This window comes from Martinezella calliandrae (assembly GCF_030272695.1).
GTDB classification, from domain to species: Bacteria; Pseudomonadota; Alphaproteobacteria; order Rhizobiales; family Rhizobiaceae; genus Rhizobium; species Rhizobium calliandrae.
Map to the genome: position 1 here is coordinate 14,860 of NZ_JARFYN010000067.1, position 18,745 is coordinate 33,604.

An 18,745-nucleotide genomic window follows, 5' to 3' on the forward strand; every position below is an offset into this window, starting at 1 on the left:
CCATGGGGTTCCCGCTCCTTAGCTTCATCGTATTCACGCCTGCCGCCGGGGCTGTGGTTTTGATGTTTCTGCGCGGCGACGATGCCGTGCGCTGGACGGCGTTGGGTGTCACCCTCCTCGACCTCGCTTTCTCAATCGCCATGCTGGCGGGCTTCGACGCCACGAGCAGCACGATGCAGTTCACCGAGATGCGCCCGTGGGTGCCCGCACTCGGCATCACCTATGGGCTCGGCGTCGACGGAATAAGCGTGCTCTTCGTATTTCTGACGGCGCTATTGAGTTGGATTTGCGTGCTTGCCTCCTGGGTTGCGATCGACCGCAAGGTGAAGGAGTTCATGATCAGCCTGCTGGTCATGCAGGCGCTGATGCTGGGGGTGTTTTGCGCGCTCGACCTGTTCTTGTTCTATGTGTTCTGGGAGGCGATGCTGATCCCGATGTACCTGATCATCGGGGTCTGGGGCGGCGAGGGACGGTTCTATGCGGCGTTCAAATTCTTTCTCTACACGCTGGCGGGCAGCCTTCTCTTCCTGATCGGCGTCATCGTGCTTTATCTCCACGGCGGCAAGACCTTCGACATCCTCGCCCTCACGGCGCAGGATTTGCCGTTCCAGGTTCAGTCCTGGCTGTTCTTCGCCTTCCTGGTCGCCTTCGCGGTCAAGGTGCCGATGGTGCCGGTCCATACCTGGCTGCCGGATGCCCATGTGCAGGCGCCGACGGCGGGCAGTATCATCCTCGCCGGCGTGCTCCTGAAGATGGGCGCCTACGGATTCCTGCGGTTTTCCCTGCCGATGCTGCCGGCGGCGGCGTCGTATTATTCGCCGCTCATGCTCCTGCTTTCGGCGCTCGCGATCGTCTATGGCGGGTTGCTTGCACTGGCGCAGGACGATCTGAAGAAACTGGTCGCCTATTCCAGCATCAGTCACATGGGCTTCGTGACACTCGGAATTTTTGCCCTGAACCTCCGCGGGCTCGAGGGCGGCATCCTGCAAATGTTCAATCATGGCGTAACGACGGGCGCGTTGTTCCTCTTCGTCGGCCTGATCTACGAGCGGACACATACCCGCAGCATTGCCGATTACGGCGGGTTGATGAAGCTGGCGCCGGTTTATAGCGTGTTTCTTGCGATGTTCACTCTGTCGTCGATGGCGCTGCCGGGAACGAATTCTTTCGTGGGCGAGCTGCTGGTGCTGTCCGGCGGTTTCGCGGCCAGCCTCGCTGCCGGTGCGGCCGCCGTTCTCGGCGCATTGCTGGGTGCCGCCTATCTGCTCGGCATGTACGGGAATGTCGCACTCGGTCAGCCCAGCGTCGGCTTGAAGTTGAAGGTACGCGATGTCAATGCCCGCGAAATGGTCGCGATCTTGCCGCTGGCTGTCTTCGTGCTTTGGGTCGGGTTCTATCCGAAACCCTTCCTCAACATCATCGATGGCTCGGTGCAGCATCTGCTGGCGCAGGTGCACGCCAAGGGGAGCGGCCAATGACTGACGCAGCACTTTTGCAGTCGATCCTTGCGAGCATGCCCGAGATCGTGGTGGTCACCGGAGCTTGTATCCTGCTGATCCTGGGACAGTTCGTGCTGAAGGAACAGGAATATTTCCTTGTCTTAGCGTCCGTCGCAGTCGTGCTGATCGCCGTGGTTGCGACACTCATGCTGGCGGGCGAGGTGCGGCCGGCCTATGCCGGGATGTTCGTCGCCGACCGATTTGCGGTCTTCTTCAAGCTCGTCTTCTACCTCGCCACCGTTCTGACATTCCTGCTTTCGCGAAAATATGCCGACATCGAAGGGATCGAGAGCAGTGAATATTATGTGCTGCTGCTATTTGCCCTTTTGGGAATGATGATCATGGCCTCGGCGATCGATCTCCTGTCGATCTATGTGGGGCTCGAACTGATGGTGCTTTGCACTTACGTTTTGACCGGCTTCCTGCGAAAGCAGCGTCGGTCGAACGAAGCGGCGCTGAAATATGTAATCCTTGGCGCCGTGTCGACCGGCATTTTCCTTTACGGCGTTTCCCTGGTCTATGGGCTTACCGGCACGACGCAACTGGACGCGATGGCTTTGGCGGCGAGCGGCCATCCGCTCGATCCCGGATTGTTGTTGGCGGTGGTTTTCATCGTCGCGGGCTTGGTCTTCAAGGTCGGCGCCGTTCCGTTCCATATGTGGTTGCCGGACGTTTATGAAGGCGCGCCGACGACGATCACCGCCTTCATGTCGGTGGGTCCGAAGGCCGCGGGGTTCGCGGTGATCCTGCGGGTGTTCCTCAACCCTCTCGTCGCAGCCTCCGACGTTTGGATCATCGTTGCTGTCATGGCGGTGGCGACGATGGCGCTTGGCAGTTTCGTGGCGCTGGTACAGGACAACTTCAAACGCCTTCTCGCCTATTCCAGCATCGCCCATGCCGGCTTCGCCATTTTCGGCGTGGTGGCCGGTGGTCCGGACGGCATCGCCAGCGTGATGCTCTACCTGCTGATCTACTCTTTCATGAATATCGGGATTTTCGGTACCGTCATCATGATGCGGAACGCCGATTTCTCGGGCGAAGCCATCGAAGACTATGCGGGTTTGGCCAAGTCGCATCCCGGGCTTGCGCTTTTGATGCTGCTCTATCTCTTCTCACTGGCCGGCATTCCGCCGACGGCCGGCTTCTTCGCCAAGTTCTACGTGCTCGTCGCGCTCATCGAGCGAGGCTTCGTCATGCTGGCGGTGATCGCAGTGCTCTTGAGCGCGGTTGCCGCTTATTTCTATATCCGCATCGTCATGGTGATCTATATGCGCGAACCGGGGAGAACCTTCGCCCCGGCATTGACGCCATTGGTGCGCGCCACACTCGCCTTCACCGCGGCCGGCACCATCGGTATCGGCCTATTTCCGTCGTGGTTTCTAAGGCTTGCCCAATATTCGGTGTTCGGCGGCTGATCGATTGGATTTGCAATGATCCGCCCGACGGAATAAACTCTGATCAGAGGAAAGGATTGCCCAAACCGCTTCCGGGCGACCGCGCTACCGGTCCCAAACGAGGCCCGTCGCCGCCCGAGGAAAAGCCCTAGTTGGGTGATCGGTGCAGTGCGATATGGCTGCAATGGAATTCTTGCCGGTTCTTTTTATGGTCGCCGGAGTGGTCCTGGTGGCGACAGTGACCTTGTTCGTTTCTTCGCTGCTGCGCCCAGCCAATCCCTATCTCGCGAAGAACATGCCCTATGAATGCGGCATGGACGCAGCCGGCGAGGCTTCCGGCGGCCGCTTCAGGGTGCCGTTTTTCATTCTCGCGATCCTGCTGGTCGTCTTCGATGTCGAAGCGATGTTCCTGTTTCCCTGGGCCGTCGTCCTCAAAGAGATCGGGCTCGTCGGCTATGTCGAGATGTTCGTCTTCATGGTGCTGCTGCTCGTGGGTTTCGCCTATGCCTGGCTAAAAGGAGCGCTGGAATGGGAAGCGTAAACAATGCGATCCGCGACAGTGTGCTGTTCACCACGGCAGACAACATCATAAGCTGGAGCCGAAGATCGGCGCTATGGCCCGAGACCTTCGGCATTGCCTGTTGTGCCATCGAGATGATTTCGGCAGGGTGCGCTCGCTACGATCTCGACCGCTTCGGCGTGGTGTTCCGCCCTTCGCCGCGGCAGTCTGACGTGATGATCATCGCCGGCACCGTGACCCGGAAATTTGCCCCCGTCGTGCGCCGGCTTTATGACCAGATGCCGGAACCGCGCTGGGTGATCGCCATGGGCACCTGCGCTATTTCGGGCGGGGTCTACAACACTTACGCCGTGGTCCAAGGCTCGGAAACCTTCGTGCCGGTCGATGTGCATGTGCCCGGTTGTCCGCCGCGGCCCGAGGCGCTGATGCACGGCTTCCTTCTGCTTCAAGAGAAGATCAAGAGGTCCCGCGCGCTGGCCGGGACGCCCCTTGATCGGGTTGCAACATCATGAGCGCGGGGCAGCCTCTCAATAGCGCCCTGATCATGGAGCGTTTCGGGGGTGCAATCGAGGATCTCGGCGTTGCGCACGGAGTTCATGCCTTTGCTGTCCCGCCTGTTGCGATCGTCGAGTTCTGCCGGTTTGTGAAAGAACATCCGGCGCTGCAGTTCAATTTCCTTTCCGACATCTGCGGGGTTGATCATTTTCCCGAAACGCCGCGTTTTGAGGCAGTCTACCACCTCTATTCGCTAGCCAACCGATGGCGGGTTCGCATCAAGTGCCGTCTCGACGATCCGCCGCGGGTTCCTTCGGTCACGGGCGTATGGCGTACGGCCAACTGGCATGAGCGCGAGGCGTGGGATATGTACGGCATCAGGTTCGACGGACATCCCGATCTGCGCCGGATTTACATGTGGGAGGGCTTCCAGGGCTTTCCCCAGCGCAAGGATTTCCCCCTGCGCGGCTACAAGGACAAATTGAATCCTTTCGGTGCCGAAGGTCCGCCGCCGACACAGCCCGACCTTGCCACCAGGGATATTCCGCAGAAAGGCCGCTCTAGCCCGGAAAGTTGAGATGACCGAAGTCACCGAGCTCGATAGGCCGGAAGGTGAAGCGCTCAATACCAAGGAAGTGCTTCTCAATCTCGGCCCGCAGCACCCCAGCACCCACGGGGTTCTTCGGCTCGTCCTCGAGCTAGACGGCGAGTATGTCGAGCGCGTGGACCCGCATATCGGTTACCTCCACCGCGGCACCGAGAAACTGGCGGAGAGCTTTACCTATACGCAGATTTTCCCGCTGACGGACCGGCTCGATTATCTCTGCCCGCCCTCCAACAACCTGGCCTTCGCACTGGCGGTGGAGAAACTCCTCGGCATAGAGGCGCCGCCGCGCGCGCAATATATCCGGGTGATGATGGCCGAGCTGGCGCGGATTTCCGGCCATCTCCTGATCACCGGTGCGTTGCCTATGGACCTCGGCGCCATGACCGCGCTCCTTTACGCCATGCGCGAGCGCGAAATGATCATGGACCTGATGGAAATGATTACCGGTGCGCGCATGCACACCTCGTTTTGCAGGGTTGGCGGGGTGCGCGAAGACCTGCCTGACGGTTTCCTTCAAAAGATCAGGGAGTTCTGCGACATCTTCCCCAACCGGATTCGCGACTATGAGCGATTGCTCGAAGATAACAGGGTGTTCCTGAAGCGCACGCAAGGAATAGGCGTGATCTCAGCCGAGGACGCCATCGATCTCGGCCTGAGCGGCCCGAACCTGCGTGCTTGCGGAACCGATTGGGACATTCGTCGCGACGAACCATACGAGATTTATGACCGGCTCGATTTCAACGTCATCACCCGCAAAGAGGGTGATTGCTACGCGCGCTGGCAATGCCGGGTCGACGAGATGCGCGAAAGCATCCGGATAATCGAACAGTGCATCGAGCAGATGCCTGAGGGGCGGTTCCTGATCGACATGCCGACAATCGCCTTCCCGTTAGACAAGGATCGGGTGCACTGCTCGATGGAGGCTCTCATCCAGCATTTCGACTTGTCCGCCTACGGCTTTAACGTGCCAAAGGGCGAGGTCTATTCGGCGATCGAAGCGCCGAAGGGCGAGCTCGGCTTCTATATCATCAGCGACGGGTCGCCTAAGCCGTTCCGCATGAAGGTGCGGGCACCCTCGTTCGTCAACCTTCAGGGGCTTTTCGGGGTCACCAACGCCCGCTACCTGGCGGACATGATCGCTGTGCTCGGCAGCCTCGATCCCGTGATGGCGGAAGTGGACAAGTAGCAGGGGTTTGGACGCGATGACCATGCGCGAAAAGATCGAAGAGGCGGCAGTGCGCTATCCCGACCGGCGCTCGGCGATCATGCCCGCCCTTTTGATCGCCCAGAGAGAACATGGCCATCTGCCCGGCGCTGTGCTGGAAGAGGTTGCCGACATTCTCGGAGTCGAGCGGATCTGGGTGTACGAACTGGCGACCTTCTATACCCTTTTCCATACTGAGGCTGTGGGGATGTTCCATCTGCAGCTTTGCGACAACGTCTCGTGCATGCTGCGCCGATCCGAGGACTTGCTGAGGCATATGGAGGATGTCCTCGGGATCAAGAAGGGCGGCACGACGCCGGATGGGCTGTTCACGCTTTCGACCGTCGAATGCCTGGGAGCGTGCGAGATGGCGCCGGTGATGCAGGTTGGCGACGATTACCACGGCGACCTCGATGTCGCCCGGATAGACGCGCTCTTGAACAGCCTGCGGGCAACAGCAGGCGTTGATCATGCCTCTATCCCGCCGCCGGGAGAGTAACGCCATGTTCGAGCCGGTTCTTCTCAAAAATATTGATTTTGCCGACGGCCGGTCGCTGTCGAATTATGAGGCTGGCGGGGGGTACCAGGCGCTGGCGAAGGTGCTGCGCGAGTACACGCCGGACGAGGTCATCGACCTTGTCAAACGGTCTAACCTGCGCGGTCGCGGCGGCGCCGGATTTCCCACAGGCATGAAGTGGAGTTTCGTGCCGAAGCGGGCCGACAAGCCGAAATATTTGTGCTGCAATGCCGATGAGGGCGAGCCGGGCACCTTCAAGGACCGCATCATCATGGAGCGTGACCCGCACCAGCTCATAGAGGGGCTGGCGGTCAGCGCCTACGCGATTGGAGCCGAAATCGCCTATGTCTATGTGCGCGGAGAATATGTGACGGCGATACGCCACCTCGAGCGGGCGATCGCCGAGGCTGATGAAAAGCATTATCTCGGAAGGGGCGTACTGGGCTCGGATTTTAATTTCGCCATACACATCCACTGCGGCGCCGGCGCCTATATCTGCGGCGAGGAGACCGCCATGCTTGAATCGCTTGAGGGCAAGCGGGCGCAGCCGCGATTGAAACCGCCATTTCCGGCCGTGGCCGGGCTCTACGCCAGCCCGACCGTGATCAACAATGTCGAGACGCTCGTTTGCGTGCCGCATATCATTATGCGGGGGCCGGACTGGTTTCGGGGTATCGGGCCGGACAAAAGCCCCGGACCGAAGCTTTACTGCCTCAGTGGGCAGGTGCGCGGCCCCGGCCTCTACGAATTGCCAATGGGCATACCACTGCGCGAACTGGTCGAGGACTATGGCGGTGGCGCGCTGCCGGGGCGCAGGATCAAGGCGGTTATCCCCGGCGGGGTTTCGGCGCCGATGATTCCGGAGCGCGGTCTCGACGTGGGGATGGATTTCGACTCGCTGGCCGCCGCAGGCTCGATGCTCGGCTCTGCCGGAGTGATCGTGATCGACGACTCGACTTGCATGGTCAAGGTCGCCACCCGGATCATCGAGTTCTTCCACCATGAGTCCTGCGGCAAGTGTACGCCATGCCGCGAGGGGCTGGACTGGGTCGTGAAAGTACTGCACCGGATCGAGGCGGGGCAGGGCGCGCCTGGCGATCTGGACCAGCTCAAGGCGCTCTGCAAAGGCATTTTCGGCAATACTTTCTGCGCTCTGGGCGATGGCGCGGCCATGGGGCTAAGGGCGGCGCTGGAGCATTTCGAAGGCGAATTCGTCACCCATATCGAGGAGCGGAGGTGCCCGTTCCACTGAAGAGCATGAGAGGCGTGAGGAAGCCATGGTCAGCGTCACGATCGACAAACAAACCCTGGAGGTTGAGGCTGGCTCGACTGTGCTACAGGCCGCCCAGCGTCTGGGTATCGACATCCCGACATTCTGCTATCTGAAGCGCCTGCCGGCGCTGGCCTCCTGCCGTATGTGTCTGGTGGAGATCGAGGGGCTGCGGCGGCTGCAGCCGTCCTGCGCCACCCAGGTTACCGACGGCATGGTGGTGCGGACGAACACGCCGCAGATCGAGGAAACGCGCTCGTCCATGCTCGACATGCTGCTTGCCAACCATCCGCTCGATTGCCCGATCTGCGACAAGGGCGGCGAATGCGAGCTTCAGGACATGGTGATGGCCTACGGCCCGCGCGAAAGCCGGTTCCGAGATAACAAACGTGTGTTCCACTCCAAGGATATCCGCCTTAGCCCGGTGATCATCATGAACGTCAACCGCTGTATCCAATGCCAGCGCTGCGTCAGGATGTGTGAAGAGGTTGTCGGCGCGGTCGCGCTCGGTACCGTCGAAAAAGGCATGGATACCGCTGTCACCGGCTTCGAGGGCAGCCTCGCGAGTTGCGATCAGTGCGGCAATTGCGTCGAGGTCTGCCCCGTCGGCGCGCTGATGAGTTTCCCCTATCGCTACAAGGCGCGGCCCTGGGATCTGGCCGAGACTGACACGATTTGCCCGCATTGTGGCACCGGTTGCCAACTGACGGTCGGCACGCGCAAGGGCGAATTCATGCGGGTGCGCTCAAAATGGGACGAGGGGGTCAATGGCGAAACGCTCTGCGCGCGGGGGCGCTTTGGCCTCGATTTCGTCACGAGCCAGGACCGGATCAAACGGCCGATGATCCGTCGTGACGGCGCGCTTGTGCCCGTCTCCTGGGACGAAGCGGGGGATTATCTGCGCCGGCGGCTGTCTGCCGTCGAGGGCAAGGCTGTTGGCGGGCTGGCGTCGCCGCGCCTTTCGAACGAGGTGCTTTATCAGTTCCAGAAGCTGATGCGGACAGTGTTCCGGACCAACAATATCGACTGCTCGACGCGCTGGTCCACGCCCTTCGATATACTGGGTCGGTTGGCGGCAAGCTTCTTCAGCCGCGCCCCGCTCGAAGACGTGATCGGCAACGATTGCGTGCTCATCGTTGGCGGCAACGTCACCGAAGAAAATCCGGTCACCGAATACCTGCTGCGGGACGGTGCGCGCCGGCGGCATACCGCTTTGCTCATGCTCTCGGCCCGGCCATCCCGTCTGGACGTTGATGCCCGGGCCGTTATTCGTGTCAAGCCCGGCGAAGAAGCAGCAGGCCTTGCGGCGGTGGCAGCCGAACTCGCGGCGGTGGCCGCTCAGAGTTTGCCCGGCGACGTCTTGGCCGACATAAGCGCAAAAATCGGCAGGCCGGTTCCAAAGACCGGCGGTGAAGGGCTGGATCGTCTGGTTGCCGCGCTCAAGGAGGGCCGCAGCGTCACCGTGCTTGTCAGCGTCGACCTATTGAGGTTGCCGGAAGCGCGCACGACGCTGCAGCAGCTAAACAACCTGCTGCAGGTTCTGCGCGTGCTCGGCAAGGGCCCTGCAATGCAGTTCCTCTTCGACCGTGCCAACCAGATGGGTGCCTGGGACATGGGAGTTCTGCCCAAAGCTCTGCCGGGATTGCAGGCGGTCGATAACGATGAAGCGCGCGCAATATTTGCCCGGAACTGGCGTGCCGAAATACCGCCTGAACCCGGCATGGGTCTCGACGCCATGCTGGAGCATTGCATCGGCGGACAGATGGGCATGCTCTATGTCGCCGGTAGCGACCCCTTGGTCGCCTATCCCGACCGGGATTTCGTCGCCCGCGCACTTGGCGCCGCCGATCTCCTTGTTGTGCAGGACACCTTCTTCACGGATACGGCGGGCCTAGCGGAGGTCGTGCTGCCTGCGGCAGGTTACGGCGAGGAACCCGGCACCTTCACCAACAATGAAGGCCGGGTCCAAAATCTCCGTAAATTCCGCGAGCCCGCCTTCGAAGCACGCGGCAACCTGGCAATCTTCGACTTCGTCGCCGCACTTCTCACCCAAGCACTGCAGCCGTCGACGCAGGGGGAAATTTTTGCCGAGATTACCCAGCTGCTGCCCGCTTATCAGCGGTTGAGGCAGGAAGAGCTTGGCGCGAACGGCGCATTTACGAAGGCGGCACCAACGATACCGGCCAGCGCGTTCTTCGAGCCGCCGTCTCTCCCGAAATTGGCCGACCGGCTCATGCTGGTAACCGGCAACGGCCTGTTCCACAACGGATATCTTTCCGAACGCTCGCAGATCCTGAATACGATCGCCGATGATCCCTATGTCGAGATGAGCAGAAAGGATGCCGCGCGACTTGGCCTATCGGGTGGCGATCAGGTCATTGTCCGATCCACCCGGGGCGAACTTGCGGCGAAGCTCAAAGTCAACAGAGGTTTTCCCAGAGGCCTCGTGTTTGTTCCCGAAAACTACAGAGCCCTGCGTCTCAACGCGCTGATGCGGCGGGGCGAATATCCATGTCCGGTGGATGTTCAAAAGGCGCATGCGGTCTTCGAGTTTCCAAGGGTGGTCGGCGCCGAGGCGAGACCGGAGGGTCCGAGCTGAAACTTTGCGGTCCCACCGGCGGCCAGTCGCCATGTCGAGCTGGCGACTTCAATGATAACGGGTGCCGGCAATATATTCGTGCAGCGCCTCCTCGTTGTGTAGGGATTCCTCGAGCCGGTGCTTGACCACGTCGCCGATACTCACGACGCCGATGGGGGTGTTGCCATCCATGACCAGCACATGGCGCGTACGACGTTGGGTCATGATCGCCATCACATAGGGCAGCAAATCCTGTGTCGAACAGGTCGCCACATTGCGGTTCATGATGTCGGCGACCCGCATCAAGGGTGCGTCGGTCCCGTATTCAGCCACAGCGTTGCAGCAGTCCCTCTCCGACAACGTGCCCAGACACTCTCCGGGCCTACGGCCGACGACGACGAAGCCGATGTTGTTTTCCCGAAACAGCCGCAGGACCTCGATCATGGGTCGATCCGGCCTGATCGAGACGAGTCCGGGAGATTTGTCTTTCAAGATCTGGCAAACATGCATCTGAGCCTCCTGTCTGCACACTCCGGCTATACGGCAGGCGCGTTCACGTTCGCCGGATATTCCGCCACCAGTTGTAACCCTGCGGCTCGCTCGTTTCGACCAGAACGCCCTGTTCGGTGTTCAGACGCGCAGCGACCACGCCACCGCCGGTTATAGTCTTGCCCGGCTTACCGAGCAGATCCTCGCGCCCGATCACCAGGTCACGGGATGAATAACTGGAGAATTCGTATTGCTGACCAAGCGCGATCGCGTCCGCGGGACAGGCGTCCTCGCACAGCCCGCAGAATAGGCACCGGGCCGTGTCAATCTCGAATTTTGCCGGGTGACGATTGCCCTTCTCATCTTCGTAGGGAATGACTTCGATACAGTCGCACGGACAAATGCGCGCGCAGAGTTCGCAGGCCACGCATTTGATCTCGCCCTCGTCGTCGCGTGTAAGGAAGTGGTGCCCACGGTAACGGGAGTAGGGCAGCCATTTTTCCTTGTCGGGATATTGCATGGTGACAGATCTGGAGAACATGTAGCCGGAGGTCAGAGCCAAAGCTCTCGCGAGATCGGCAAAGAATGCCCAGCCGATCCATGTTCCAAGTCTGTCTTCTGCGCGCGACATTGTCGCCTCGCTGCGGAGCCGCTGTGGCCCCTAAAGGAAAGCAATACCAGTTAGGATTATGTTCGCGATCGATAGAGGAAGCAAGACTTTCCATCCGATCGCCATCAGCTGGTCGTAGCGGTAGCGCGGGAAAGTGAAGCGGAACAACATGAACAGATAGACGAAGAACGCGACCTTGATGAGAAACCAGAGGATCGGCGGCAGCGGGATCAGTATGCCGTTCCAGCCTCCGAAGAACAGGATCACCACCAGCACCGACATCAGCAACATGATCGCATATTCGCTGACCATGAAGAACGCAAAGCGGATACCGCTGTATTCGGTATGGAACCCGGCCCCCAGATCGCCTTCCGCTTCCGCCAGATCGAAGGGAATGCGTTGCGCTTCGGCCAATCCGGCGACGAAGAACACGAAGAAGCCGATCGGCTGATAGACGATATTCCAGACATTGGCTTGCGCTCGCACAATCTCGAGCAGACTCATGGATTGCGCCAGCATCACCACGCCAATGACCGAGAATCCCATCGGGATCTCGTAGCTGATCATTTGCGCGCAGGTTCGGAGGCTACCCAGAACGGCATATTTGCTATTAGCGGCCCAGCCGCCGAAGATGACGCCATAAACCTCGATCCCGATGACCGCGAAGATGAAGAGGATCGCCACATTCATATTGGAAACGTAAAGCGAGATCTCGGTGCCGAGGACCGAGATATTTTCGCCGAAGGGGACTGCGACAAACACCACAAAGGGTGGGACGAGCGCCAGGATCGGCGCCAGTTTGAACAGGAAGCGGTCGGCCTCGGCCGGAATATGATCTTCTTTGGTGAGGAGCTTGATCCCGTCCGCCATCGGCTGCAGCAGCCCGTGCCAGCCCACGCGCATCGGCCCCATTCGCTGTTGCATGTGTCCGGCGATCTTGCGTTCGACCCAGGTCAGCGGCAAGGGCAGCAGCAGGAGGATCGCAATCAGAAACGCGACCTTGAAGACGATCAGGCCAAGGGCGACAAAAAGTTCCATGATCCGCGGCTACTTGTTCACGGGTTGAAACGGCGACCGGACTTCTGGTCCTGCTCTCTATTGAGCGCTTTGCACACTTGTCGCTTCGAGAGTACAACGGCGACGCAACTCACACAATGCCATCACCATTTGCCTTGCCAGAATATCGAGATCGAACCCTTCCGCACGCGATTGCCAATGGTGGGATCTGCGCTTCTCATCGTTCGAGCGGTTTTTAGTTCAATAGTGGGGCAAGGGCCCGAATCTTTGATCAACAAGAAAATTGCGCCTTGCCGCGGTTCAGGGCATCCTGTGAGGGCTGAAAAGTGTGCCTATGGCAGTTGGAGGAATGCCGATGCGTTGCTTTACCGTACTTGGACCCTCGCAGACTGGAAAATCGACGGTCGTCGAAAAGCTCGGCTCGCTGGAGGGAACGCCGAGAAAATCCAGCTCTCCCTATGGACTGAACGTGACAGAATTCACCTTCGCAAATGAGGCGTGGTGTGCGCTTGATGCGCCTGGACCGAACGAAGCGTTGGCGCATGTGCAGCACGCGCTTCTTGCGAGTGATGCCTGCATTCTGTGTGTTTCGTCGGCCCCCGAGGAGGCCGTGCTCGCCGCGCCTTACTTGCGCATAATCGAGGCCTCGCAGACGCCTTGCATCCTTTTCGTCAATCGGATGGACGAACCGAGAGGGCGGCTAAGGGACGTGATCGCGGCGCTTCAAGACTATGCCAACCACACTCTTTTGCTTCGCCAGATCCCGATCCGCGAGGGGGACAGGATTGTGGGCAGTTGCGATCTGATTTCGGAACGCGCGTGGCGCTACCGGGAAGGACAGACCTCGGCGTTGATCGCAATCCCGGAAAGCGCCGCCGAGCGCGAGCACGAAGCGCGAAACGAACTCCTGGAGCACTTGTCCGAGTTCGATGACTGGCTTCTTGAGGAACTGATCGAAGATCGAGAGCCGCCCAGCGACGCACTCTATGCCATTTCATCACGAGTTCTGAGGGAAAACAGGATCATTCCAGTCCTGATCGGTTCGGCAAGCCATGGCAACGGCATGATGAGGCTGATGAAGGCGCTGCGCCACGAGGCGCCGCCAGTGGCCGCTCTTCGACAACGTCTTGCGCGCGCAAGCACTGTCGATGAAGGTAAGCTTTCCGCTGTGAGCTTCCATGCGTATCATCGCCAGAATATCGGCAAGACGGTGCTTGTGCGCGCACTTGGCGAAGGTTTGCGCCAAGGTGCGTCGTTGGGCGGCTCCAGCCTTGGCGCCGTGCAAAGCCTTGCAAACGGGCGGTCCAATTCGGCGGTTACGCCCGTGCCGGGGGATGTGTTTGCGGCCGTCAAATCCGACCACTTGCCGGTGCCCTCGCTGTTGACGCTCGACGCGGTGGTCGCGCCGCCGCAGTGGACGGAGCCGCCGACGCCGATGCTTGAAAGGATCCTCGTGCCAGGCAGCGAACGCGATGAAAACAAGCTCTCCGAAACGCTGGCAAAACTTTCCGAGACGGATCGCGGCCTAACGGTCCTGCAAGAGGAGAGTACCGGCGCCCAACTCGTCTGTGCCCAGGGGCCGGTGCATCTGCGCGATCTTTGCCGAACCCTTTCCGAGGTCTTCCACATCGAGGTAACCGATCGAACGCCGAGCCCGATCTATCGCGAGACAATTGCGAAACCATCGGAGGTTCATTACCGCCATCGCAAACAGACCGGCGGTGCCGGACAGTTTGCCGATGTGAAGCTGAGCATTCGCCCCAACGAGCGTGGCCGGGGCTTCACCTTCAACGAAACCGTCAAGGGTGGCGTCGTTCCGCGCAACTACATCCCTGCCGTTGAGGCAGGTGCGCGCGAGGCGATGGAGAAAGGGCCGCTTGGCTTCCAGGTCATCGACGTCGGCGTAACGCTATACGATGGTCAGCACCATGCCGTCGACAGTTCGGAACATGCCTTCCGGACGGCGTCGAAAATGGGAGTGCGACAGGCCCTTTCCGAAGGATCGGCGGTTTTGATGCAGCCGGTCTTCCGCAGCGAAATTCATATTCCGTCGGTCTATTCCGGCAGCCTTGTCCAGATTGTCTCCGCCCTCAAGGGCCAGGTTCTCGGCTTCGACCGGGATGAAAGCGCCAAGGGATGGGATATCTTCCGGGCACTTGTTCCGGGCAGCGCACTCGACGATCTGGCCCGGACGCTGCGTTCGGCAACGCAAGGTATTGGCTATTTTTCCAAGACCTTCGATCATTTCGAGGAACTCTATGGCAAGGAAGCGGATGCCATCGTGAGGGCACACGAGACACAACGCGTCGAACACTGAAACCTTTGCGGCCGGAAGCCGCGACCGTTTCGGCACGGCTCGTCGGGTTCCGGTCCCCGGCCACGGTTATGTCAGCCTACGGCAAGCCCGCGCTGGAGGGCGACGTGCTCAAGAACTTGCTTGACCTTTAGTGCATCCGTCGGTGGCTGGTTGATCACACCTGTTGCCGCTGCCCTAAGTGTCTTGTTGAGATAATCAATCGCGATGATCAGCTCATCGTCACCGATAGCAGGATTGTCGACGATCGAATCCACGAGATGTGCAATCTGCCAATACATGTTTCATTCCCCTTCAGTCATTGAAGCAAGCGAAGGGTACATGATTCTCCGGAACGGCAGTTTTTGACCGGCATGCATGGTTGCCGGTTGATAAACTGCATCCTGCCAATCTTCGACAACCGCTTGATGCCCTTACGTCACCTGTTCCGCTATAGGACATGCGTGCTGTGGAAAACCGCCTCCCGCACACGGGTTGGATTTTTAGAAGGCCACGGTTCGGGGCAGCGGCAAACGACTCATAGGCGGTTTGGCTGAGCTTTCGCCGTTGATGCACAAACAGCGAATTTGTCCTTGCCGACGTCAACGAAATAACGAGCCAAGCGTAGGCCCCGGCCTCAGTTGCGCAGCAGAGGAAGCAATTGACTGCCCTGCCTCTTGATCTCGGACAGATACGGCGTATCGGAGAGCACGAAGTGGGTGATGCCCAGATCCTGGTATTTGCGCAGCGAACGGGCGACGTCGCTCGGCGAACCGACCAGCCACGTCGTGCCGGCGCCACCGCCGCCAAACTTGCCGGGCGCGGTATAGAGATTGTCGTCAAGGACATCCCCGCGCGTGTTGAGATCGAGCAGCCGCTGCTGGCCGACCGCCACTGCCCGGCCGTGGTCGTTCCAGCCGGCGCCCTTGCCCTTGGCCATTTCGGCGACTTTCGCCTCGGCGTCGGCCCAGGCCTCGTCCGTGGTGTTGCGGACCAGCGTTGTGATCCGCAACCCGAATTCCAGTGGAGGAAGGTCACGGTCCAATTGTCTGCTTAAAGCCCTCAGCCGCTCGATCCGCTCACGAACGCCGTCGAGAGGTTCACCCCAGAAGAGCTGGACATCGGCCTCGGTGGCGGACACGCGCTCGGCAGACTGCGAGGCTCCGCCGAAATAAAGCTTGGGGTGCTGACGGTCGCCGCGGACCCGGATGCGCGGTTCTACGGTGGATTCGGCGACGCGGAAGTGCTCGCCGGCATAGGTGACGTTGTCTTCGGTCCACAGTCTGCGAACCAGCCGCATGAATTCCTTGGTGCGGGCGTAGCGGTGCGCCTGATCGCCTTCGCTATCGCCATAGGCGGCTAGGTTGTCCTGACCCGATACGATATTTACGCGTACGCGCCCGCCGGTCAGCTGGTCTAGCGTCGCCGCAGCGGAGGCAAAATTCGCCGGCCGCCAATAGCCGGGGCGGATCGCGATGAGCGGCTCGAAGCTGGTGGTTCGCGCCGCAAGCGCGGTCGCGACGGTGAAGGTGTCGGGCCGGCCCCAGCCAGTGCCGATGAGCGCACCCTTCCAGCCAGCCTCCTCCAGCGCCTTCGCGTGGTCGGAAAGCGTCGCAAGACTATTGTGGTTTTCGACAGAGAGGTCGCCGCGGTGGCCAGCTTTGATGTCGTTGGGGATATACCAAAGAAATTCGGATTTACTGCTCATGCTGCGCGCCTGCGGATGGAGGTAGTCTACTAAGATTGTGGATTATAGAACCGCTGCCGATCGCAAGGGAATTGCAGCCATGCTAGGCGACGCAAGTGAGAATGGAATATTATTCCAAATTTTGCATGTTTCGATGAATTTGCCCGCCGTCAGTCTGAAAAGCCACAATAGCCGACAGAGACCGGCATGTCCTTTTTCCCGCGTTGAGGTGCATTTTGTCTGACTCCTTTGCCGGGTCTCATTCGTCCTTGTTTCAAGATTGCAAAGGAGAACGTGATGAGCCTGAAGAACAAGTGTGTGGTGGTCACCGGTGGAAGCCGTGGCCTCGGATTGGGACTGGTGGAAGCTCTCGTTGATGAGGGGGCCAAAGTCTGGGTGGTGGCGCGTAACACCGGCGATCTTGAAAAGGTGCGGATACGGTTGGGGGTGGAGACGGTTTCGGCCGATATCACCGACGCCTCGGCCGCCAACAGCATCCTCTCGGATGTGCATCCGCAGGTGCTGGTTCTCAACGCCGGGGCGGTGCCGCGCATGGCGCGGCTCGATTGTACCAGTTGGGAAGACTTCACGGCGACCTGGGACACTGACGTCAAGGGTGGCCTCTATTGGATGCAGGCTGCATTGAATCTACCCCTTGCTCCGGGCAGCCGGGTGCTGGTGAGCTCGAGCGGCGCGGCAGAACAGGGATCGCCCATGTCGGGTGGCTACGGAGGCGCCAAGCGGATGCTTTGGCTGATGGCCAAATACGCCAATGGCCTGTCCGAACAGAAGGGTCTTGACATTCGCTTCCAGGCGATAGTGCCTAGGCAGATGGTCGCCGGAACGGGCGTCGGCGGGGCGGGTTCCAGCGCCTACGCCCTGGCAATGGGAATAGAGCAGGAAGCCTTCCTCGAGCGCTATCCCGCTATGCCGCCACGCCAATTCGGCAACCACGTCGTTCGGGTTCTGACCGATGCGACATATGAGACAGCGCTTGCAATTGGCATCAGGGGTGACACGGGCATTACAGTTTTGGAAGAACAGGCGGCATGAACAAAAAACAAACCGCAGGCATCGATCAGGAAAGTTTCCTTGCCATGGTCAGCGAGCTCCGGCCCGAGCTTCATCGCTATTGCGCGCGCCTGACCGGCTCGGTTATCGATGGCGAGGACGTGGTCCAGGAGGCAATCGTAAAGGCCTATCAGACCCTTCAGACCTTGAAGGCAGAGGAAGCTTTGCGCGCCTGGATGTTTCGCATCGCCCATAACCGCGCCCTCGACCTTCTGCGCAGTCGCGCTTTAAGGGCTGCCGAACCGTTGGAGGCGGCCTCGGAGATGCCCGATGAGGAAGCTTCCGATCCCCTGGAGACGTTGATGCGTCAGGAAGCGATTACAACGGCCGTATCGCGGTTTGTCGAACTTCCGACGATGCAGCGCAGCATCGTCGTCTTGAAAGATGTGCTCGACCAATCGCTCGATGACATTGCGGGGCTTCTCGAGATTAGCGTCGATGCGGTGAAGGGCCATCTTGCTCGAGGGCGGACACGACTGCGGGAGATCAACGCGCGAGCCCCGAAACGTTCGGCCAAGCGAGTGCACTTGGCGGAAAACCAGCGCTTTGTCGAGCTTTTCAACCGGCGTGACTGGGAGAGCCTTCGGGCGCTCCTCGCCGACGACGTCAAACTGCATCAGGCCACGCATGCGGTCCGCTCAGGAGCCGATGTCGGCATGTTCTTCACGATCTATGCACGGAAAGAAGCAATTCACCTGGCTGTCGCATGGCTCGAGGGGCAGGAGGTGATCGCTGTGTTCGAAAATGGTCCGGCGCCAAGGCCGCACCACTTCATGCGGATAGAATGGCGGGACGGTGAGATCGCCTTTATTCGTGACTATCGTTACGTCCCCTACGTCCTGGAAAGTGCGGAACTGGTTCTCAATGGTTGATTATTCCTCGTCGCGCTGGTCTGTCGCGCCGAGAGCCTTCACCGCAACGGCTGCAACGAGGCCAGTCAGCACGATGCCTGCAAAGCCGATCACCAGTGCCAGCACGCGCGCCGAGACATGCTTGGGCGAAAAATCGCCATAGCCGATGGTAAGTCCTGTTACGAAGGTAAAGTAGAGGGCCTCGTCGAGCCGCCAATCCTCTATGCGCCAAATGACAAGCCCGCATGCAACCATGACCGAGATCACCCCGGACAGGATTGGCCACACCACGCGAAGCTGCTGGAGGAGCGAGACGAAGAACAGGCGCCTCATCTGCTTCGAGTGCCCCCTTTTTCGTTTTTCTACTGACACGACTCTTGACCTCTCTGCGGTTCAGTATCCGGGGAGCCGTGAAGGGAAGGGCTCAATGTGGGAGGCAACAGGCTTCAATCTCTTATGTTCGTATTCAAGCCCTTTGGCCATGATTTTTCCTTTTCGACTTTGACGACGAATGCACATGCTTGAAGCTATTGAACAAAGGAGCAGACAGGGCGTTTTGACGACGGCTGGCATACTCTTATGCGCGGGTTGGGTACCGCATTTCCGTGTGTTCGTCTGGGGCTGCCTCTGTCTAGCTTCGGGC

At 59.9% G+C, this 18,745-nt stretch carries 18 protein-coding genes; 12 read left to right on the forward strand and 6 right to left on the reverse strand.

Annotation, left to right across the window (positions count from 1 at the left end; genetic code table 11):
- Positions 1–2: 2 nt before the first annotated feature.
- The 9 genes from PY650_RS31435 (at position 3) to nuoG (ending at position 10,105) form a co-directional block, all read left to right on the forward strand.
- The gene (locus tag PY650_RS31435; RefSeq protein WP_285883792.1) at positions 3–1,478 is read left to right on the forward strand and encodes an NADH-quinone oxidoreductase subunit M; all 1,476 of its coding nucleotides are present in this window, start codon (positions 3–5) and stop codon (positions 1,476–1,478) included.
- Positions 1,475–2,914, forward strand: coding sequence for an NADH-quinone oxidoreductase subunit N (locus tag PY650_RS31440; RefSeq protein WP_285883793.1), 1,440 nt, complete (start codon positions 1,475–1,477; stop codon positions 2,912–2,914). The genes PY650_RS31435 and PY650_RS31440 overlap by 4 nt, the downstream gene beginning before the upstream one ends.
- Positions 2,915–3,068: 154 nt before the next feature.
- A complete protein-coding gene (locus PY650_RS31445; RefSeq protein WP_285883794.1) occupies positions 3,069–3,434 on the forward strand; it encodes an NADH-quinone oxidoreductase subunit A in 366 nt (121 codons plus the stop codon).
- Positions 3,422–3,925: an NADH-quinone oxidoreductase subunit NuoB gene (gene nuoB / locus PY650_RS31450; protein WP_285883796.1), complete on the forward strand. Its 504-nt coding sequence runs from the start codon at positions 3,422–3,424 to the stop codon at positions 3,923–3,925. Before PY650_RS31445 ends, nuoB begins: the two co-directional genes overlap by 13 nt.
- Positions 3,922–4,485: an NADH-quinone oxidoreductase subunit C gene (locus PY650_RS31455; protein ID WP_285883797.1), complete on the forward strand. Its 564-nt coding sequence runs from the start codon at positions 3,922–3,924 to the stop codon at positions 4,483–4,485. Before nuoB ends, PY650_RS31455 begins: the two co-directional genes overlap by 4 nt.
- Before the next feature lies 1 nt (position 4,486).
- Entirely contained in the window at positions 4,487–5,701 is a 1,215-nt protein-coding gene (gene nuoD / locus PY650_RS31460; protein WP_285883798.1) for an NADH dehydrogenase (quinone) subunit D, read from the forward strand.
- 16 nt (positions 5,702–5,717) lie between these two features.
- Positions 5,718–6,218: an NADH-quinone oxidoreductase subunit NuoE gene (locus tag PY650_RS31465; protein WP_285883799.1), complete on the forward strand. Its 501-nt coding sequence runs from the start codon at positions 5,718–5,720 to the stop codon at positions 6,216–6,218.
- A gap of 4 nt (positions 6,219–6,222) precedes the next feature.
- Positions 6,223–7,488 carry an NADH-quinone oxidoreductase subunit NuoF gene (gene nuoF, locus PY650_RS31470; RefSeq protein ID WP_285883800.1) on the forward strand — a complete coding sequence of 422 codons (1,266 nt, stop codon included), beginning with the start codon at positions 6,223–6,225 and terminating at the stop codon, positions 7,486–7,488.
- 25 nt (positions 7,489–7,513) lie between these two features.
- Positions 7,514–10,105, forward strand: a complete 2,592-nt coding sequence (nuoG, locus tag PY650_RS31475) for an NADH-quinone oxidoreductase subunit NuoG (RefSeq protein WP_285883801.1) — start codon at positions 7,514–7,516, stop codon at positions 10,103–10,105.
- A gap of 48 nt (positions 10,106–10,153) precedes the next feature.
- Here nuoG and PY650_RS31480 read toward each other — a convergent pair whose 3' ends face one another.
- Genes PY650_RS31480 through nuoH form a run of 3 tightly spaced genes read right to left on the reverse strand, consistent with a single transcriptional unit; the run spans position 10,154 to position 12,221 of the window.
- Entirely contained in the window at positions 10,154–10,594 is a 441-nt protein-coding gene (locus PY650_RS31480) for a CBS domain-containing protein (protein ID WP_285883802.1), read from the reverse strand.
- A gap of 43 nt (positions 10,595–10,637) precedes the next feature.
- Entirely contained in the window at positions 10,638–11,204 is a 567-nt protein-coding gene (locus tag PY650_RS31485) for an NADH-quinone oxidoreductase subunit I (protein ID WP_285883803.1), read from the reverse strand.
- Positions 11,205–11,234: 30 nt separating this feature from the next.
- Complete coding sequence (nuoH, locus tag PY650_RS31490) at positions 11,235–12,221, reverse strand: NADH-quinone oxidoreductase subunit NuoH (protein WP_285883804.1); 987 nt, start codon at positions 12,219–12,221, stop codon at positions 11,235–11,237.
- A gap of 334 nt (positions 12,222–12,555) precedes the next feature.
- Here nuoH and PY650_RS31495 point away from each other — a divergent pair, with 334 nt between their 5' ends.
- Positions 12,556–14,517, forward strand: a complete 1,962-nt coding sequence (locus tag PY650_RS31495) for an elongation factor G (protein ID WP_285883805.1) — start codon at positions 12,556–12,558, stop codon at positions 14,515–14,517.
- Between the two features lie 71 nt (positions 14,518–14,588).
- Here PY650_RS31495 and PY650_RS31500 read toward each other — a convergent pair whose 3' ends face one another.
- Together PY650_RS31500 and PY650_RS31505 are read right to left on the reverse strand one after the other, a co-directional pair.
- Complete coding sequence (locus PY650_RS31500) at positions 14,589–14,795, reverse strand: hypothetical protein (RefSeq protein ID WP_285883806.1); 207 nt, start codon at positions 14,793–14,795, stop codon at positions 14,589–14,591.
- A 335-nt stretch (positions 14,796–15,130) separates the two neighbouring features.
- Positions 15,131–16,201: an LLM class flavin-dependent oxidoreductase gene (locus PY650_RS31505; protein WP_285883807.1), complete on the reverse strand. Its 1,071-nt coding sequence runs from the start codon at positions 16,199–16,201 to the stop codon at positions 15,131–15,133.
- Positions 16,202–16,477: 276 nt separating this feature from the next.
- Here PY650_RS31505 and PY650_RS31510 point away from each other — a divergent pair, with 276 nt between their 5' ends.
- Both PY650_RS31510 and PY650_RS31515 read left to right on the forward strand, forming a co-directional pair.
- Positions 16,478–17,233, forward strand: coding sequence for an SDR family NAD(P)-dependent oxidoreductase (locus tag PY650_RS31510; RefSeq protein ID WP_285883808.1), 756 nt, complete (start codon positions 16,478–16,480; stop codon positions 17,231–17,233).
- Positions 17,230–18,123: a sigma-70 family RNA polymerase sigma factor gene (locus PY650_RS31515; protein WP_285883809.1), complete on the forward strand. Its 894-nt coding sequence runs from the start codon at positions 17,230–17,232 to the stop codon at positions 18,121–18,123. Before PY650_RS31510 ends, PY650_RS31515 begins: the two co-directional genes overlap by 4 nt.
- On the opposite strand, the gene PY650_RS31520 is transcribed toward PY650_RS31515, so the two are convergent.
- On the reverse strand, positions 18,124–18,435 hold the full coding sequence (locus PY650_RS31520; RefSeq protein WP_285883810.1) for a potassium channel family protein: 312 nt from the start codon (positions 18,433–18,435) through the stop codon (positions 18,124–18,126). It lies immediately after the preceding gene.
- Positions 18,436–18,745: the final 310 nt, after the last annotated feature.

Excerpts from the sequence above, each read along its gene's own strand:
- PY650_RS31435 (WP_285883792.1), top strand. The coding sequence starts at position 3 with ATGGGGTTCCCGCTCCTTAGCTTCATCGTATTCACGCCTGCCGCCGGG.
- PY650_RS31440 (WP_285883793.1), top strand. The coding sequence starts at position 1,475 with ATGACTGACGCAGCACTTTTGCAGTCGATCCTTGCGAGCATGCCCGAG.
- PY650_RS31445 (WP_285883794.1), top strand. The coding sequence starts at position 3,069 with ATGGCTGCAATGGAATTCTTGCCGGTTCTTTTTATGGTCGCCGGAGTG.
- nuoB (WP_285883796.1), top strand. The coding sequence starts at position 3,422 with ATGGGAAGCGTAAACAATGCGATCCGCGACAGTGTGCTGTTCACCACG.
- PY650_RS31455 (WP_285883797.1), top strand. The coding sequence starts at position 3,922 with ATGAGCGCGGGGCAGCCTCTCAATAGCGCCCTGATCATGGAGCGTTTC.
- nuoD (WP_285883798.1), top strand. The coding sequence starts at position 4,487 with ATGACCGAAGTCACCGAGCTCGATAGGCCGGAAGGTGAAGCGCTCAAT.
- PY650_RS31465 (WP_285883799.1), top strand. The coding sequence starts at position 5,718 with ATGACCATGCGCGAAAAGATCGAAGAGGCGGCAGTGCGCTATCCCGAC.
- nuoF (WP_285883800.1), top strand. The coding sequence starts at position 6,223 with ATGTTCGAGCCGGTTCTTCTCAAAAATATTGATTTTGCCGACGGCCGG.
- nuoG (WP_285883801.1), top strand. The coding sequence starts at position 7,514 with ATGGTCAGCGTCACGATCGACAAACAAACCCTGGAGGTTGAGGCTGGC.
- PY650_RS31480 (WP_285883802.1), bottom strand. The coding sequence starts at position 10,594 with ATGCATGTTTGCCAGATCTTGAAAGACAAATCTCCCGGACTCGTCTCG.
- PY650_RS31485 (WP_285883803.1), bottom strand. The coding sequence starts at position 11,204 with ATGTCGCGCGCAGAAGACAGACTTGGAACATGGATCGGCTGGGCATTC.
- nuoH (WP_285883804.1), bottom strand. The coding sequence starts at position 12,221 with ATGGAACTTTTTGTCGCCCTTGGCCTGATCGTCTTCAAGGTCGCGTTT.
- PY650_RS31495 (WP_285883805.1), top strand. The coding sequence starts at position 12,556 with ATGCGTTGCTTTACCGTACTTGGACCCTCGCAGACTGGAAAATCGACG.
- PY650_RS31500 (WP_285883806.1), bottom strand. The coding sequence starts at position 14,795 with ATGTATTGGCAGATTGCACATCTCGTGGATTCGATCGTCGACAATCCT.
- PY650_RS31505 (WP_285883807.1), bottom strand. The coding sequence starts at position 16,201 with ATGAGCAGTAAATCCGAATTTCTTTGGTATATCCCCAACGACATCAAA.
- PY650_RS31510 (WP_285883808.1), top strand. The coding sequence starts at position 16,478 with ATGAGCCTGAAGAACAAGTGTGTGGTGGTCACCGGTGGAAGCCGTGGC.
- PY650_RS31515 (WP_285883809.1), top strand. The coding sequence starts at position 17,230 with ATGAACAAAAAACAAACCGCAGGCATCGATCAGGAAAGTTTCCTTGCC.
- PY650_RS31520 (WP_285883810.1), bottom strand. The coding sequence starts at position 18,435 with ATGAGGCGCCTGTTCTTCGTCTCGCTCCTCCAGCAGCTTCGCGTGGTG.